Genomic DNA, 19,433 nt, shown 5'->3' with positions numbered 1-19,433 from the left:
CGCCGTCTTTGCTGGCTGGTGAGGAGGGGTTGCCGGGTTCGTTGGAGACGTTGGTGGTGGCGGGGGAGGTGTGTGGGCCGGAGTTGGTGGAGCGGTTCGCTGTGGGTCGGCGGATGGTGAATGCGTATGGGCCGACGGAGGTGACGGTGTGTGCGGCGATGTCGGGGCCGTTGTCTTCTGGTGGGGTGGTGCCGGTTGGGCGGCCGGTGTGGAACACGCGGGTGTTTGTGCTGGATGAGTTTTTGCGTCCGGTGGTGCCGGGTGTGGTGGGTGAGTTGTATGTGGCGGGTCGTGGTCTGGCGCGTGGGTATGCGGGTCGTGCGGGGCTGACGGCGGAGCGGTTCGTGGCGTGCCCGTTCGGAGAGCGTGGTGGGCCTGGTGAGCGGATGTACCGGACTGGAGATCTGGTGCGGTGGACCGCTGAGGGTGAGTTGGTGTTCGCCGGGCGTGCGGACGCGCAGATCAAGATCCGGGGCTTCCGGGTCGAGCCGGGCGAGATCGAGGCCGTGCTCAGCGCGCACGAGGGGGTCCGGCAGGCCGTGGTGATCGCCCGGGAGGATCAGCCGGGCGTCAAACGGCTGGTCGGGTACGTCGTTCCGGAGGACGGCGTGGGCGTGGACCCGGACCCGGGGGAGTTGCGGTCGTTCGTGGCGGGGCGGTTGCCGGGGCATATGGTTCCGGCCGCGGTGGTGGTGCTCGACGCGTTCCCCGTGACCGAGAACGGCAAGCTGGACCGTGCTGCTCTGCCGGCTCCGGACTTCGCCGGGCAGGTGGGCGGCCGGGCCCCGGCGACTCCGGCTGAGGAGCTGCTGTGCGGGTTGTTCGCGGAGGTTCTGGGCGGGGAGCGGGTCGGGGTGGAGGACTCGTTCTTCGACCTGGGCGGGGACTCGCTGCTGGCGATGCGGCTGATCGCCCGTGTCCGGTCCGTCCTGGGCGTCGAGGTCGGCATCCGGGAGCTGTTCGCCTCTCCCACGGTGGCGGGCGCGGCCCGGATCGTCGAAGGCGACGGAGGCGGAGCCGGACGGCCCGCGCTCACGGCACGGGAGCGGATCGACCCGATGCCGCTGTCGTACGCGCAGCAGCGGATGTGGTTCCTGAACCGGCTGGAGGAGACGGGGGAGGGCGCCGCCTACGTCGTTCCGGTGGCGCTGCGGCTGTCGGGCGAGGTGGATGTCGCCGCGCTGCAGGCGGCGGTGGGGGATGTCGCCGATCGGCATGAGGCTTTGCGTACGGTGTTTCCTGAGGCCGGTGCGGATCTGGATGCGGACGCCGGTGCGGGGGCGGACGCGGATGCGGGTGCGGGTGTCGGTGCCGATGGCTTGCCGCGCCAGCATTTGCTGCGGGGTGCGGCCGGTCGTCCGGAGCTGGCGGTCGGCGCGGTCGACGCCAGTGACCTGGATGACGCGTTGGCCGCAGAAGTGGCCGCCGCCTTCGACCTGCGCCGGGAGCTTCCGTGGCGGGTCCGGCTGTTGACGTTGTCGCCGGTGGAGTCGGTGCTGGTGATCGTCGCGCACCACATCGCGGTCGACGGCTGGTCCATGGACGTGCTCGCCAGGGATCTGCGCGCCGCCTATACCGCGCGGCGGGCGGGCAGCGCGCCGGAGTGGACGCCGCTGCCCGTCCAGTACGCCGACTACACGCTCTGGCAGCGCGACGCACTCGGCGACCCGGACGACCCCGACAACGCCATGGCGACCCAGCTCCGCCACTGGCGCGACACCCTGGCCGGCCTGCCGGAGGAACTGCCCCTGCCGACCGATCGCCCGCGCTCCGCGGTGCCGTCCTTCCGCGGCGGTCTCGTACCGGTCGAGGTGGACGCCGACGTGCACGTACGCCTGTCGGAGGTGGCGCGGCGGCACGGCGTGACGATGTTCATGGTGGCGCAGGCCGCGCTGGCGGTGCTGCTGTCGAAGGTGGGCGCGGGCACCGACATTCCCCTGGGTACGCCGGTGGCGGGGCGGGGCGACGCCGAGTTGGACGACCTTGTCGGCTTCTTCCTGAACACGCTGGTGCTGCGTACGGATGTCAGTGGTGATCCGTCGTTCGTGGAGCTGCTGGAGCGGGTGCGGGAGACGGACCTGGCCGCGTACGCGCACCAGGACGTGCCGTTCGAGCGGCTGGTGGAGGACCTGAACCCGGCCCGTTCGCTCTCCCGCCATCCCCTCTTCCAGGTCATGCTGAACCTGGAGAACGCTCCCGCCGCCAATTGGGATCTGCCCGGCCTGGAGGTCGAGCAGATGCCCTCCCTGCCGCTCCCCGCGAAGTTCGACCTGTCCGTCACGCTTGCCGAACGCCGCGACGAGGCGGGCACACCGGCCGGGCTCGCCGGGGAGCTGGAGTATTCCACCGACCTGTTCGACGAGGCGACGGCCAGGGGGCTGGCGGATCGTTTCGTTCGGGTGTTGGAGCAGGTGGCGGTGGATCCGGGGGTGCGGGTCGGGGGCGTCGAGGTGGTCTCGGACGCGGAACGGCGGCTGGTGGTGCGGGAGTGGAACGACACTCGGCGGGTGGTGCCGGGTGAGTCGTTGGTGGGGTTGTTCGAGGCGCAGGCCGCTCGGACGCCGGGTGCGGTGGCGGTGGTGGGGCGGGGGGTGTCGTGGACGTATGCGGAGGTGAATGCGCGGGCGAATGGTGTGGCGTACGGGCTCATTGAGCGGGGTGTCGGTCCGGAGTCGTTGGTGGGGGTGCGGTTGGAGCGGTCGGTGGAGCTGGTGCCGGTGTTGCTGGGGGTGTTGAAGGCGGGGGCGGCGTATGTGCCGTTGGATCCCGCTCTGCCGGAGGTGCGGCGGGAGGCGATCGCGGCTGAGGCGGGGGTGTCGGTGGTCGTCACCGATGCTGATGTGTTCGAGCCGGTGGATGGCAACCCGGGTGTCAGGGTGCCGTCGGAGGCTTTGGCGTACGTGATGTATACCTCCGGGTCGACCGGGGTGCCGAAGGGTGTGGCGGTCACGCACCGCAATGTGGTGGCGTTCTGCCTGGACGGTGCCTGGGCCGATGATGTGGTCGAGTGCGTGCTGTTCCAGGCGAACCATGCCTTCGATGCCTCGACGTACGAGTTGTGGGTGCCGCTGCTGCGGGGCGGCCGGTTGGTGGTGGCGCCGGCGGGCGACATCGACGCAGTCGAGCGTGGTGCGCTGATCGCCGAGCATGGTGTCACGAACGTGCACGCGACGGCGGGGTTGTTCCGGGTGCTGGCCGAGCAGTCGCCGGAGATCTTCGCCGGGGTGCGGGAGGTGTCCACGGGCGGTGACGTGGTGTCCGCGTCGGCGACCCGGGCCCTGCTCGCGGCCCACCCGGACCTGGTGGTGCGTACCACCTACGGGCCCACTGAGACGACCGCGTTCGTCACGCAGGCTCCGTTCACGGCGGGCGATGAGGTACCCGTGGCGGTGCCGATCGGTCGCCCGATGGACAACACGCGTACCTACGTGCTGGATGAGTTCCTGCGTCCGGTGGCGCCGGGTGTGGCAGGTGAGTTGTATGTCGCGGGCGAGGGTGTGGCGCGTGGGTATGCGGGCCGTCCGGGGCTGAGCGCGGAGCGGTTCGTGGCTTGCCCGTTCGAGGATTCCGGTCGGATGTACCGCACCGGGGACCTGGCTCGCTGGAGCAAGGACGGCGTGCTGGAGTTCTCCGGTCGCGCCGACGAACAGGTCAAGATCCGGGGCTTCCGCATCGAACCGGCCGAGATCGAGGCCGTACTGACCGCCCACGAGAACGTGCGCCAGGCAGCGGTGATCGCCCGCGAGGACCAGCCGGGCGTGAAGCGCCTGGTCGCCTACGTCGTCGGCGAGGCGGACGAGACGGAGCTTCGCCGCTACGTCGCCGACAAGCTCCCCGACTACATGGTCCCGGCCGCGTTCGTGACGCTCGAAGCCATCCCCCTCACCAGAAACGGCAAGCTCGACCGGTCCGCCCTCCCCGCCCCCGACCTGGCGGGCCGCACCACCGGCCGTGCCCCCGCCACCCCCACCGAGGAGCTCCTCTGTGGCCTGTTCGCCGAGGTCCTCGGCGTGGAACAGGTCGGGGCAGACGACTCCTTCTTCACGCTCGGCGGCGACTCGATCATGTCGATGCTGGTCGTGTCCCGGGCCCGTCGCGCGGGTGTGGTGATCTCGGCACGGCAGGTGTTCGAGCACCGCACCCCCGCCGCCCTCGCCCGGGTCTCCGTTCCGGTCCGCCGGACCGACCAGGACGCGGACAACGCCGTCGGGACGATCCCCCTCACGCCCGTCATGCGGGAACTGGCCGAGCGTTCGGGGTCCATGGCGCTGTCGAGCGCTTTCGGCCAGGCGATGTGGGTGACCGTCCCCGCCGGCCTGGACGAGGAGCGGTTGGTGGCGGCGGTGCGAGCCGTCCTCGGCCACCACCCTGTGCTGCGCAGCCGACTGGAGGCGCCGACGGGCGCGGAGCCGTGGCGGCTCGTCGTGCCGCGCGCGGGTGCGGCGGAGGCGGAGATCGCCCAGGCATGTGTCCGCCGTGTGGACGCGGCGACGGCACCGCAGGACCTGGACGAACTGGCGGAACGGGAAGCGGAGAGGCTCGCGCCGCGCGCCGGGGTCATGCTGCGGGTGACGTGGTTCGACGCCGGTCCCGGCCGGCCCGGGACGCTGCTGCTGGTGGCGCATCACCTGGTGGTGGACGGGGTGTCGTGGCGGGTGCTGCTGCCCGACCTGGCGACGGCCTACGACGACCCCGGCGCCTTGGAGCCGGCCGGTACCTCGTTCCGGCGCTGGGCCACCGAGTTGCAGACACAGGCGGCCGACCGGTCCCGAGTCGACGAACTGCCTTACTGGACGGCCCTGTTGTCCGGCCCCGACGTGGAGCTGGCCGAGCCGGAGGCCGACGGCACCGGGACGCACGAGGTGTCCCTGACGGTGCCGAGTGGGGTCACGGCGGCGCTGCTGCGGCACATCCCCGCCGCGTTTCACGTCGGCGTGGACGAGGTGCTGCTGGCCGGGCTGTTCGCGGCCGTGGCCGAGCACCGGCCGGAGGCCGCGGGCGGCACGCTGGTGGACATCGAGGGACACGGCCGGGAACCCTTGACGCCGGACATGGACCTGTCCCGGACGGTGGGCTGGTTCACCAGCACACACCCGGTCCGGCTCGATCTGCCCGGCATCGATCCGATGGGCGTACGGGCCGGTGCCGTGGCTGCGGGCACGCTGCTCAAGCGCGTCAAGGAGCAGGTGCGTTCGACTCCCGGGGACGGCCTGGGGTACGGCATGCTGCGTTACCTCAACGCCGCCACCGCGTGGGAGCTGGCCGCCCTGCCGACCCCTGGGATCAGGTTCAACTACCTGGGCCGCTTCGCCGCGGCGGAGGGCTCCTGGCTGCCGACGGCCGCTGGACTGAGGCCGGTGGGGCACGTCGACGGCACCGCCTCGCACCTGCTCGACGCCGAAGGGCTCGTCCGGGACCTGCCGGACGGCCCGGAGCTGACCCTGCTGCTGAGCGGCCCCGCCGACCGCATCACCCGCCGCACGCTCGACATGCTCGCCGCGAACTGGGCGGCGGTGCTCGGCGGCCTCGCCACACACGCGACCACCCCGGACGCCGGCGGACACACCCCGTCCGACTTCCCCTTGGTCACCCTGACCCAGGAGCAGGTCGACGAACTCGACGCCGACACCCCGGACGTGGACGAGGTGTGGCCGCTGTCGCCACTGCAGGAGGGGTTGCTGTTCCACGCGGGCTACGACGAGCAGGCGCGCGACGTGTACGTGGAGCAGCGCTCCCTCGAACTGGCCGGCCACGTGGACGCGGAGCTGCTGCGCGCCTCCTGGCAGGCACTGCTGGACCGCCACCCGGGCCTGCGTTCCGGCTTCCGTGACCTCGGGGGCGAGCGCCCGGTCCAGGTCACGGCGCGAAACGTCACGATGCCCTGGCAGCAGACGGACCTGTCACACCTGGGGGACCAGGCCGATACGGAGGCACGCCGCCTGGCCGCGGCGGACCACGCCCGTCCACTCGACGTGACACGGGCACCGCTCCTGCGGGTCCTGCTGCTCAAACTGTCCGAGACCCGGCACCTGATGGTGCTGACGATGCACCACATCGTGCTGGACGGCTGGTCCCTGCCGATCCTCTTCCAGGAGCTGTCGCAGGTGTACGCGGCGGGCGGGGACGCGTCCGGCCTGCCACCGGTCGCCCCCTACCGTGACTACCTGGCCTGGCTGGACCGCCAGGACCGGCACGCGGCACGGACGGCCTGGGCGGAGGCGCTGGAAGGGCTGACCGAACCGACCCAACTGGCGACCGCCGACGCCGATGATGCTCCCGCCCATGTGACCACCTGGCTCGATGAGAACCTGGCGTCCCGTCTGCGGGACGTGGCACGCCTGCACGGTCTGACGCTGAACACCGTCATGCAAGGCGTATGGGGGCTCCTCGTCGGCATGCTCGCGGGCCACCGCGACGTCGTGTTCGGCGCGACGACGGCCATCCGCCCGGCCGAGCTGCCCGGCGTGGAGCGCATGCTGGGCCTGTTCATCAACACCGTCCCGGTGCGGGTGACGTCGAACCCCTCGTCGCCGATCCTGGAACTGCTGGCGGACCTACAGGCCCGGCAGTCGGCACTGCTGCCCCACCAGCACCTCGGCCTCGCCGAGATCCAGCGCCTCGCCGGACCGGGCGCGGTATTCGACTCCATCCTCGTCTACGAGAACCTCCCCGAGACCGACCAGCCGCCCACCACCGACGACGGCCTGCACATCACCGAGATACGTGGTGAGGACGCGGCCCACTACCCACTGATTCTCGGCATGATCCCGGAAACCCGCGAACTCCGGCTGGACTACCGTCCCAGCCTGCTCGACGAGGCGTCCGCGCGGGGACTGCTGGGACGAGTGGTGCGGGTCTTGGAGCAGGTGGCTGCGGACCCGGTGGTGCGGGTCGGCGCGATCGAGATGCTGTCCGCTGACGAACGGCACCGGGTGCTGGAGGAGTGGAATGCCACTGCTCGTGCGGTGCCGGAACAGTCCCTGATCGCCCTGTTCGAGGCGCAGGCCGCGCGGACGCCGGATGCCGTGGCCGTGGTCGCGCGGGGTGTGTCATGGACGTATGCGGAGCTGAACGCGCGGGCGAACGGTGTGGCGTATGGGCTCATCGAGCGGAGCGTCGTCCCGGAGTCGCTGGTCGGGGTGCGGTTGGAGCGGTCGGCGGAGCTAGTGCCGACGCTGCTGGGTGTACTCAAGGCGGGCGCGGCGTACGTGCCGTTGGACGCCCGGCATCCGCAGGAGCGGTTGGCGTCGATCGTGTCGGAGGCGGGGGTGTCGGTGGTCCTCACCGATGCCGATGTGTTCGAGCCGGTGGAAGACAACCCCGGCGTTGCGGTGCCGCCGGAGGCGCTGGCGTACGTGATGTACACCTCCGGGTCGACCGGGGTGCCGAAGGGTGTGGCGGTCACGCACCGCAATGTGGTGGCGTTCTGCCTGGACGGTGCCTGGGCCGATGATGTGGTCGAGTGCGTGCTGTTCCAGGCGAACCATGCCTTCGACGCGTCGACGTACGAGATCTGGGTGCCGCTGCTGCGTGGGGGCCGGCTCGTGGTGGCGCCGGCGGGTGACATCGGCGCGGCCGAGCGGGGTGCGCTGATCGCCGAGCATGGTGTGACGAACGTGCACGCGACGGCGGGGTTGTTCCGGGTGCTGGCGGAGCAGTCGCCGGAGATCTTCGCCGGGGTGCGGGAGGTGTCCACGGGTGGTGACGTGGTGTCCGCGTCGGCGATACGGGCCCTTCTCGCGTCCCACTCGGACCTGGTGGTGCGTACCACGTACGGGCCGACGGAGAACACAGCGTTTACCACGCACTTGCCGTTCACTGCGGGGGATGAGGTTCCCGCAACGGTGCCGATCGGTCGTCCGATGGACAACACCCGTACCTACGTCCTGGACGACACCCTGCGTCCAGTGGCACCCGGCGTGACCGGTGAGCTGTACCTCGCGGGCAAGGGAGTGGCGCGAGGGTATGCGGGCCGTGCCGGGCTGACGGCGGAGCGGTTCGTGGCCTGCCCGTTCGACGAGTCCGGCAGCCGGATGTACCGCACCGGGGACCTGGCCCGCTGGAACAAGGACGGCGTGCTGGAGTTCTCCGGTCGCGCCGACGAGCAGGTCAAGATCCGCGGCTTCCGCATCGAACCGGCCGAGGTCGAAACCGTACTGACCGCCCACGAGAGCGTGGATCAGGCGGCGGTGATCGCCCGCGAGGACCAGCCGGGCGTGAAGCGCCTGGTCGCCTACGTCGTCGGCGAGACGGACGAGACGGAGCTTCGCCGGTACGTCGCCGACAAGCTCCCCGACTACATGGTCCCGGCCGCCTTCGTGACGCTCGAAGCCATCCCCCTCACCAGGAACGGCAAGCTGGACCGAGCCGCCCTCCCCGCCCCGGACTTGGCAGGCCGCACCACCGGCCGCGCCCCCGCCACCCCCACCGAAGAACTCCTCTGCGGCCTGTTCGCCGAAGTCCTCGGCCTGGAACAGGTCGGGGCAGACGACTCCTTCTTCACGCTCGGCGGCGACTCGATCATGTCGATGCTGGTCGTGTCCCGGGCCCGTCGCGCGGGTGTGGTGATCTCGGCGCGGCAGGTGTTCGAGCACCGCACCCCCGCCGCCCTCGCCCGCGTTGCGGAGCTGGGAGGCGCGCGTGCCGTCGGCGATGTGGGCACCGGTGTGGTGCCGTTGACGCCGGTGATGCGTGAGGTGCTGGAGCGGTCGGGTCCGGCGGCGCTCGGCGGGGCGTTCACCCAGTCGATGGTGGTGACCGTTCCCGCGGGCCTGGACGAGGAGCGCCTGGTGAGGGCGGTACGGGCCGTCGTGGACCACCACGACATGCTGCGCGCCCGCCTCTGCCCCCCGGGGAATCCCACAGAGAACGGGACCTGGCATCTGGACGTCCCGCCTCCCGGACCGACATCCGTGCCGGTCCGGCGGGTGGACGTGTCCGACCGGGACGGCGACCTCGGTGACCTGGGCGACCTCATCGAGCAGGAGGCAGCCCAGTACCCCGATCCGTACACCGGGCAGATGCTGCGGGTGACGTGGTTCGACGCCGGTCCCGGCCGGCCCGGGACGCTGCTGCTGGTGGTGCATCACCTGGTGGTGGACGGGGTGTCGTGGCGGGTGCTGCTGCCCGACCTGGCGACGGCCTACGACGACCCCGGCGCCCTGGAGCCGGTCGGCACCTCGTTCCGGCGCTGGGCCACCGAGCTGCGGGCACTGGCGGCCGGACCGGCGCGTGCCGCGGAGCTGCCCGAGTGGACCCGGATTCTCTCGGGCCCGGATCCGCTGGTGGGCGACCGGCCGCTCGACCCGGCGGTGGACACGGTCCGCGCGGGGACGCACCGGTTGTCGCTGACCCCGCCGAGCGACGTGACCGATGCCCTGCTGCGCCGCATACCCGCCGCGTTCCACATGGGAGTCGACGAGGTGCTGCTGGCCGGCCTGGCCGCCGCGCTCACGGAGTGGCAGCGCGGGCGCGGGCGCGACACGGCGGCCGGGATGCTGGTGGATGTCGAGGCGCACGGGCGGGAGCCGTTGACGCCGGACATGGACCTGTCCCGGACGGTCGGCTGGTTCACCGGCTCCCGTCCGGTCCGGCTGGACACCTCGGGTGCGGAACCCGGCCGGGTGAGGGCCGGGGCCGCGGACGCGGGCGTGCTGCTCAAGCGCGTCAAGGAGCAGCTCCGTGCGACGCCCGGGGACGGCCTCGGCCACGGCATGCTGCGCCGGCTCGCCCCCGACACCGCCGACGCCCTGGCGCAACTGCCCGTACCGCAGGTCGGGTTCAACTACCTCGGTCGTTTCGGCGCGGCGGCGGACGGCGCCTGGCAGCCCGCCGGGGAGTCGGCACTGGGCGGCTCCTCGGACCCGGACATGGCGCTGGCCCACGCGCTGGAGGCGGGCGGCGTCGTGCTCGACCGGCCGGAGGGTCCCGAGCTGACCCTGTCGCTCACCGCACCGGCCGGGCTGCTGGACGAGGCGGTGCTGCGGGACCTGGCCGGACGCTGGGTCGCGATGCTCGGCGGGCTGGCCGGGCACGCCGCCGACCCGGCCGCGGGCGGGCACACCCCGTCCGACTTCCCCCTGGTGACCCTCACCCAGGAACAGGTCGACGGACTCCAGGCCGCGCACCCCGCCCTGACGGACATCTGGCCGCTCGCCCCGCTGCAGGAAGGGCTGCTGTTCCACGCCGGATACGCGGGCGACCGCACAGACGAAGGCGAAGGCGACGGCGAAGGCGACGGTGGCGGCAACGACGCCTACGTCTGGCAGCGTTCGCTGGAACTCACCGGCCCACTGGACGCAGCCAGGCTCCGCGCGTCATGGCAGGCTCTGCTGGCGCGGCACACCAACCTGGGCGCCGCGTTCGTCACCCCGGCCGGGCAGGACCGGCCGGTCCAGGTGATCAGCTCCGGCCTCACGCCCGCCTGGCGGCAGGTGGACCTCACCGCCGGTGACGACCAAGGGAACGCTGAGCGCATCGCCGCCACCGAGCGCGCCCGTGGATTCGATCTCTCACGACCGCCCCTCCTGCGCCTGGTGCTGATCCGGACGGCCGAGGACCGCCACCGCCTGGTCGTGACGATGCACCACATCGTGCTGGACGGCTGGTCACTGCCGACGCTCTTCGGCGAGCTGTGGCACCTGTACGCCGCCAACGGCGACCCGTCCGGCCTGCCGCCCGCCGCCCCCTACCGCGACTACCTGGCGTGGCTGGACCGCCGGGACCGCGTGGCCGCCCGGCATGCCTGGCGGCAGGAGCTGGCCGGGCTGGACGAGCCGACCCTCGCCGGGCCGGTCGAGCCGGGGGCGGTGGAGACGCTGCCCCGGCACCTCGTCACCCACCTGGACACCGGCACCGCGCGGGCGCTGGAGCGGATGGCCCGCGACCGGGGCGTGACGATGAACACCGTCGTCCAGGGCGCTTGGGCGGTGCTCCTCGGTGTGCTCACCGGCCGTACCGACGTGGTGTTCGGCTCGACGGTGGCCGGCCGGCCGGCGGAACTGCCGGGCGTGGAGAGCATGGTGGGCCTGTTCATCAACACGGTGCCCGTACGGGTCACCCTGGACCCCGCTCGGCCGATCGCCGGCCTGCTGGCCGATCTCCAGTCCCGCCAGTCGGCGATGCTGGCCCACCAGCACATCGGGCCGGCCGAGATCCAGCGGCTGGCCGGGCCGGGGGCCACGTTCGACACCCTCGTCGTCTACCAGAACTTCCCGTCGTCCGCGCCGGGGCCGGTCGGGCTGTCCGTCGGCGCGGTCGAGGGGGAGGACGCCGCGCACTACCCGCTCACCTTGGTGGTGACGCCCGGGGAGCGGGTCGAGGTCCGGCTGGAGTACCGGGCGGACGCCTTCGACGCCCCGACCGTCCAGGCGGTGGCGGCGCGGTTCGCCGAACTGCTGCGGCAGATCGCGGCCCGGCCCGACACCCCGGTGGCGGCCCTGACACCGCTGACCGCGACGGAACGGCGGCAGGTCCTCCACGACTGGAACGCCACCACCACCGCTACCGCCACCGCCACCGCCGCCGACACCGACATCACCACCCCCGCACCCACCCCCGCGCCCGCCCCCGCACCCACCCCCGCCCCCGCCCCCGCCCCCGAGGCGACCCTGACGACCCTCTTCGAGGCGCAAGCCGCCCGCACGCCCGGCGCGACCGCCGTGACCGACGTCGGGTCCGCGCTGACGTACGCCGAGTTGGACGGGCTGGCCGCCCAAGTCGCGCACGAGCTGATCGCCCGGGGCGTCGGCCCCGAGGACCTGGTCGGTGTCGTCATGGAACGCGGGACCGAGCTGTACGCGGTGCTGCTGGGCGTGCTGAAGGCGGGCGCCGCCTACGTCCCGGTGGACCCCGGCTACCCGGCCGAGCGGATCGCGTTCACCCTCACCGACGCCCGTCCGGCGCTGGTGGTGTGCACCAGCGCGACCGGCGACGCCGTACGGGAAGCGGGCATCGAGCGCGTCGTGTGGGACGACCCGGCGACGCGGGCCGCGCTGGCGGCACGCCCGCGTACCGGTCCCACCGACGCGGACCGGGTCAGGCCGCTGCGTCCCGCGCACCCGGCGTACGTCATCTACACCTCCGGGTCGACCGGCGTACCCAAGGGCGTGGCGGTGCCGCACGCGGGCGCGGTGAACTACGTCACCTGGCGTTCGGCAGCGTACGGCTGGGGGCCGGGGGAGCGGGTGCTGCAGTTCGCCTCGGTGTCGTTCGACACCTCGGTGGCGGACATCTTCCCGACGCTCACCTGCGGCGCGACGCTGTGCGTGGCCCGCCGGGACGTCGATCTGGCCGAGGAGCTGGCGCTGCTGGAGGTGACCGCCGCGACGTTCACCCCGTCGGTGCTGGACTCGCTGGCGCAGGAGGCGGACAGCCCGGCGCTGCGCCGGGTCCGCTGCATCGTCACGGCGGGCGAGGAGTGCACCCCCGACCTGCTGCGGCGGTGGGCTCCCGGCCGGGCCTTCCACAACGAGTACGGGCCGACCGAGGTCACCGTGGACGTCACCTGCTGGACCAGCCCGCCCGGTGAGGTGCCCGACGTGGTGCCGCTGGGCGGCCCGATCGCGAACGTACGGGTGTACGTCCTGGACGAGTTCCTGCGCCCGGTGCCGCCCGGGGTGATCGGCGAGGTGTACGTGACGGGTGCGGGCGTGACGCGCGGGTATGTGCGCCGGCCCGGCCTGACCGCCGAGCGGTTCGTGGCCTGCCCGTTCACCGGGGGCCGCATGTACCGCACCGGGGACCTGGCGCGCTGGAGCACCGGCGGCGACCTGGTGTTCGCGGGCCGCGCCGACGAGCAGGTGAAGATCCGCGGGTTCCGGGTCGAGCCCGGGGAGATCGAGACGGTGCTGACCGGGCACCCGGACGTCGCGCGGGCGGCGGTGATCGCCCGCACCGACTCCGGGACCAAGCGGCTGGTCGGCTATGTCGTCCCGGCCGGTCCCGGCGGCGTCGACACCGCCGGGCTGCGCGCGTATGTCGCCGACCGGCTGCCCGACCACATGACTCCGGCCGCCCTGGTGTCCCTGGACGCGATACCGCTGACCGCGCACGGCAAGCTGGACCGGGCGGCGCTGCCCGCCCCGGACTTCGCCGGGCTGGCCACCGGCCGCGCCCCGGCCGGTCCCCGCGAGGAGCTGCTGTGCGGGCTGTTCAGCGAGGTGCTGGGCCTGGAGCGGGTCGGGGCGGACGACTCGTTCTTCGCGCTGGGCGGTGACTCGATCACCTCGATGCTGGTGGTGGCGCGGGCCCGCCGGAAGGGTCTGGTGCTCACCCCCCGGCAGATCTTCGAGCACCGCACCGCCGCGGCCCTCGCCCGGGTCGCCGCCGACCGGAGCCCGGACGGGGACGCGGCCGCCGCCGACGCGGAGCCCGACGTGCCGACCGGTCCGGTTCCGTTGACCCCCGTCATGCGGGAGCTGTACGAACGGTCCGGGCCGGCCGCGCTGTCCGGCGGGTTCTGCCAGTCGATGCTGGTGTCGGTCCCGGCCGGGCTGCGGCTCGACGCGCTCACGGCGGGCGTCCAGGCGCTGCTGGACCACCACGACGTCCTGCGGGCCCGGCTGACCGTCCCGGCCGACGAGCCGCCGTATCTGCTGGTGCCCGAGCGCGGCACGGTCGCGGCCGGGGACTGCGTCCGCCGTGTCGATGCCGCGCACCTGGACGGCGATCGGCTGGCCGAGGTGATCGCCGAGCGGTCGGACGAGGCCATGGCGGACCTGGACGCCCGGTCGGCGCTGGTGCGGGTGGTGTGGTTCGACGCCGGACCGCACCGCGCGGGACGGCTGCTGCTGGCCGTCCACCACCTGGCGGTGGACGGCGTCTCCTGGCGCGTGCTGCTGCCCGACCTGGCCGCCGCCTGCGCCGCCGCGGCGGACGGACTGGAGCCCGCACTGCAGCCCGCCGGGACCTCGTTCCGGCGGTGGGCCCGCGCACTCGCCACCGAGGCCACCCGCCGGGCCGGTGAACTGCCCGAGTGGGTCCGCATCCGGTCGCTCGCCGAGCCGCCGCTGGGCGGACGCCCGCTGGACCCGGCGCGGGACACGGTCGCCGCGGGCGTGCACGAGACCGAGCGCCGCATCCCGGCGGACACCACGGAGGAGCTGCTGACCCGGGTCCCGGCCGCGTTCCACGCGGGCGTCGACGATGTGCTGCTGGCCGGGCTCACCGCCGCGCTCGCCGCCTGGCGCCGCCGCCGCGGCCAGGACGCCACCGGTGTCCTGGTCGACCTGGAGGGCCACGGCCGGGTGCCGCTGACCGCGGGGATGGACCTGAGCCGCACGGTCGGCTGGTTCACCAGCTCGCACCCGGTGCGGCTCGACGCGGGCACCGCCGACCTGGCCGAGGTACGGGCGGGCGGACCGGCGGCGGGCGACCTCGTCAAGCGGGTCAAGGAGCAGATGCGGGCCGTACCGGGCGACGGCCTCGGCCACGGCCTGCTGCGCCACCTCGACCCGGAGACCGCGCCGGCCCTGCGGGACCTGCCCGAGCCGCAGGTCGGGTTCAACTACCTGGGCCGGTTCACGGCCGGGGACGGCACCCAGCACTGGGCGCCGGTCGGCGACTCGGCCGTGGGCGGCGCCGCCGACCCGGCGATGGCCGCGACGCACGCGCTGGAGGCGGGCGGCGTGGTGCTCGACCGCCCCGACGGACCCGAACTGACACTGACGCTGGCGTCCCCGGCCGGGCTGCTGGGCGAGGCCGACCTGCGGGAACTGGCCGCGCTCTGGGCGGACACGCTCACCGGCCTGGCCGCGCACCGCGCCGACGCGGACACGGGCCACACGCCGTCCGACTTCCCGTTGGTGACGCTCGACCAGAACGAGATCGAGGAGTTCCAGATCAAGCTCGCCGATGGAGGGGGAACACGGTGACCGAGGTGCGGATCGAGGACGTGTGGCCGCTGTCGCCACTGCAGGAAGGCTTGCTGTTCCACGCCGGATACGACGAGGACGCCGGTGACGTGTACGTCGTCCAGGGCGTGGTCCACCTGACCGGCGCCCTGGACCCCGGGGTGCTGCGGGTCTCCTGGCAGGCCCTGCTGGACCGGCACGCCAGCCTGCGCGCCGGGTTCCAGCGCCGCGGCTCCGGCGACCCGGTCCAGGTCATCGCACGGGGCGTCGAACTGCCCTGGAAACAGGCCGACTTGTCCGCGCTGCCCCTGGCCGAGGCCGAGGAGGAAGCCGGCCGGATGGCCCGCGGCGAACGCTCCCGCCGGTTCGACCTGGAGACGCCGCCCCTGCTGCGGCTGCTGCTGGTGCGGCTCGGCGCCGGACGCGCCCAGATGGTGATCACCATGCACCACCTCGTCATGGACGGGTGGTCGCTGCCGGTGCTGTTCGACGAACTCTCCCAGGTGTACGCGGCCGGCGGGGACGCGGGCGTACTGCCGCCCGTCACCTCGTACCGCGACTACGTGGTGTGGCTCGGCGGCCGGGACCGGGACGCCGCCCGCGCGGCCTGGCGGCAGGCCCTGGCGGGCCTGGACGAACCCACGCTGGTCGGGCCCGCGGCACCGGACCGCGAACCCCGGCTGCCCACACGTGTCGCCACCCGTCTGCACGGCGAGCCCGCGGCACGGCTGCGCCGGGTGACCGCTGACCTCGGTGTCACGCTGAACACCGCGGCCCAGGCCGCCTGGGGACTGCTGATCGGGCAACTGACGGGGCGCGGCGACGTGGCGTTCGGCGCGATCGTCTCCGGCCGGCCCATGGACCTGCCGGGCGTGGAACGGATGGTCGGGCTGTTCATCAACACGGTCCCCGTACGCGTCACCACGGCACCCGAGGACACCCTGGCCACGACACTGAGACGACTGCAGGACGCCCAGTCCGCCCTGCTGGACCACCACCACATCGGCCTCGCCGACATCCAGCGCGCCGCCGGACCGGGAGCGGTCTTCGACACCCTCCTCGTCTACCAGAACTACCCACGCGACTCCGAGGGACCCCTGCGCCTGGCCGGCCTCGACGTCGCGGGCGGCGGCGGCGAGGACGCCTCCCACTACCCGCTCACCCTGGTCGTCACCCCCGTGGAGGACGCGCTCGAACTCCGGCTGGACTACGGCTCCGACGTCTTCGACGAACAGACCGCCTGGGCGCTGCTGGGCCGCCTGGCGCGCATCCTGGAACAGCTCGCCGCCGCCCCGCACACCCGGATCACGGACCTCGACACCCTGTCCCCCGAGGAACGGCGGACGGTCCTGTACGGGTGGAACGACACCCGCCGTGCCGTACCCGGCGGCACCCTCGTGGACCGGTTCGAGGCGCAGGCCGCCCGGACCCCGGACGCCGTCGCGGTGATCGGACCGGACCGGGCGTGGACGTACGCGGAGCTGAACGCGTACGCCAACGGGGTGGCGTACGAGCTGATCGGCCGGGGCGTCGGCCCGGAGGACCTGGTCGGCGTGGTGCGGCAGCGCTCGGCCGAACTGGTGCCGGTGCTGCTGGGCGTGCTCAAGACCGGAGCGGCCTACGTGCCGGTGGACCCCGCCCACCCCGACGGGCGCCGCCGGTCCGTGCTCGCCGAGGCCGGGGTGTCGGTCGTCGTCACCGACGAGGACCGGTTCGCCCCGGTCCAGCAGAACCCCGGCGTCCGGATCTCCCCCGCGAACCTCGCGTACGTGATGTACACCTCCGGTTCGACCGGCGTCCCGAAGGGCGTGGCCGCCACCCACGGCAACGTGGTGGCGTTCTGCCTGGACGGCGCCTGGACCGAGGACGTGACCGAGTGCGTCCTGTTCCAGGCCAACCACGCCTTCGACGCCTCCACCTACGAACTGTGGACACCGCTGCTGCGCGGCGGCCGCCTCGTCGTCACCCCGCCCGGCCAGGTGGACGTGGCCGAACGCGCCCGGCTGATCGCCGAACACCGCGTCACCAACGTCCACGCCACCGCCGGCCTGTTCGGCGCGTTCGCCGAGGGGGCGCCGCACCTGTTCACCGGCGTACGGGAGGTGTCCACCGGCGGCGACGTGGTGTCGGCCACCGCCGTGCGCACCCTCCTGGAGACCCACCCCGGCCTGGTCGTCCGGACCACCTACGGCCCGACCGAGACCACCGCGTTCACCACCCAGGTCGCCTTCACCGCCAGCGAGGGGGTCCCGGCGGCGGTGCCGCTCGGCCGCCCGATGGACAACACGTCCGCGTACGTCCTGGACCGCTTCCTGCGCCCCGTGCCGCCCGGCGTCGTCGGCGAGCTGTACATCGCCGGCACCGGCCTGGCACGCGGCTACGCCGGACGCCCGGGACTGACCGCGGAACGCTTCGTCGCCTGCCCCTTCGACCCGGTCGACGGGCGCATGTACCGCACCGGCGACCTCGCCCGCTGGGGCACGGGCGGACTGCTGATGTTCGCCGGCCGCGCCGACGAGCAGGTGAAGATCCGCGGCTTCCGCATCGAACCGGCCGAGGTCGAGGCGGTGCTCGCCGCCCACCGGGACGTCGCCCGCGCGACCGTCGTCGCCCGCGAGGACACACCCGGCACCAAGCACCTCGTCGGCTACGTCGTGCCCGCCCCGGGCGCCGTCGTGGACGCGGCGGCACTGCGCGCGTTCGCGGCGGAGCGGCTGCCGGACGCCATGGTCCCCGCGGCGATCGTGCCGGTGGAGGCGATCCCGGTCACCGCCAACGGCAAGGTGGACCGGGCGGCGCTGCCCGCCCCCGACTTGGCCGCCCCGCTCACCGGCCGCGCCCCGGCCACCCCGGCCGAGGAACTGCTGTGCGCCCTGTTCGCCGACGTCCTCCACCTGGACGCGGTGGGCCCCGAGGACTCGTTCTTCGCCCTCGGCGGCGACTCGATCACCTCCATGCTGGTGGTCGCCCGGGCCCGGCGCGCGGGCGTGCGGATCTCGGCGCGGCAACTGTTCGAGCACCGCACCCCCGCCGGCCTGGCGAGCGTCGCCGAACTCACCGCCCAGGACGGCCCGCCGGAACCGGACGACGACCCGCTCGGCACCGTCCCGCTGACCCCCGCCATGCTGGACATGGCCGAACGCACCGACCTCGCGGGCCGGTTCTCCCAGTCCACGGTCATGACCGTGCCGCCCGGACTCGACCACGACCGGCTGGAGAGGGCCGTCCAGACCGTCCTCGACCACCACGACTCCCTGCGAGCCCGCCTGCGCCGCACCGCCGACGGCACCTGGAGCCTGGAGATACCACCGCCCGGCACCACGATCCGCGTCCACCGCGTCGCCGCCACCGGCCCCGGGACATGGGACGACCTGATCACACGGGAGGCCGACCGCGCCGCCGGGGAACTCGACCCCCGGGCAGGCGTGCTGCTGCGCGCGGTATGGCTCGACGCCGGACCCGCGACCCCCGGCCGGCTGGTGCTCGTCGCCCACCACCTGGCCGTGGACGGCGTCTCATGGCGGATCCTGCTCTCCGACCTCGTCACCGCCTACACGGCACCGCACGCCCGGCTCGCCCCCGTCGGCACCTCCTTCCGGGCCTGGGCCCGGGAACTGGCCACCCAGGCCACCAGCCAGGCCCGCGTGGCCGAACTCCCGGCCTGGCGCGACATCCTCGCCGGCCCCGACCCGCTGCTGGGCTCCCGCCGCCCGGACCCGGCCCGGGACTCCCTGGCGGCCGGCATGCACGCCATGTCGGTGACCCTGCCCCCCGACACGACCACCGCCCTGCTGGACGGCCTGGCCACCGCCTTCCACACCGGCGCCGACGACGTCCTGCTGGCCGCCCTGGCCGCGGCGGTGGGCAGCCGGCGACGCGCCCGTGGCGCCGCCACCGGCTCGCTCCTGGTGGAGATCGAGGGCCACGGCCGCGAACCACTGCGCCCCGGCATGGACCTGACCCGCACCACCGGCTGGTTCACCAGCGCCTACCCGGTACGCCTCGACACCGGCGCCATCGACCTCGCCGGCGTACGGTCCGGCGGACCGGCCGTGGACGTGCTGATGAAACGCGTCAAGGAGCAGTTGCGCGCCGTCCCCGCCGACGGCCTCGGCCACGCCCTGCTGCGGCACCTCAACCCGGCCACCGCCCCCGTGCTGGCCGCACTGCCGAGGCCGCAGGTCCGCTTCACCTACCTGGGCCGGTTCCCCGCGTCCGGCCCCGGCGGCGAACCGGCCGGCCCCGGTCAGTGGCGGCCCGACGGACAGCTCCTGGACGGCGGCGCGGCCGCCGACACGGCCGTCACCCACACCCTCGACGCCACCGCCGTCGTCCACGACCTGCCCGACGGCCCGCACCTGACCGTGACCGCGGTCAGCCCCACGGGCCTGCTCGACACCCCTGCCCTGGAAGACCTCGTCGTCGAATGGACCGCCATGCTGAACGGCCTCGCGGCGCACATGGCCGCCCCCGGCAGCGGCGGCCACACCCCCTCGGACTTCCCGCTCGCCGAGATCAGCCAGGACGAACTGGACGAGTTCGCCGCGATCGCGGAGACGTTCGAGACCGCGGACTGACCAC

At 73.5% G+C, this 19,433-nt stretch carries 2 protein-coding genes; both read left to right on the top strand.

What is annotated here, in order from left to right:
- Positions 1 to 14,873, top strand: a 14,873-nt coding sequence (locus IE316_RS34920) for a non-ribosomal peptide synthetase (protein WP_434094273.1), incomplete at its 5' end; no start/stop codon positions are given.
- Positions 14,870 to 19,429 (top strand): non-ribosomal peptide synthetase, encoded by a 4,560-nt coding sequence (locus IE316_RS34915; RefSeq protein ID WP_190208595.1) that lies wholly within the window; start codon positions 14,870 to 14,872, stop codon positions 19,427 to 19,429. The genes IE316_RS34920 and IE316_RS34915, both read left to right, overlap by 4 nt.
- The last annotated feature ends 4 nt before the right edge of the window (positions 19,430 to 19,433 follow it).

This window comes from Streptomyces fumanus, from assembly GCF_014655295.1.
Classification (GTDB): Bacteria; Actinomycetota; Actinomycetes; order Streptomycetales; family Streptomycetaceae; genus Streptomyces; species Streptomyces fumanus.
Note: the sequence above shows the minus strand (reverse complement) of the source record. Positions and strands in the feature narration are given on the sequence as shown.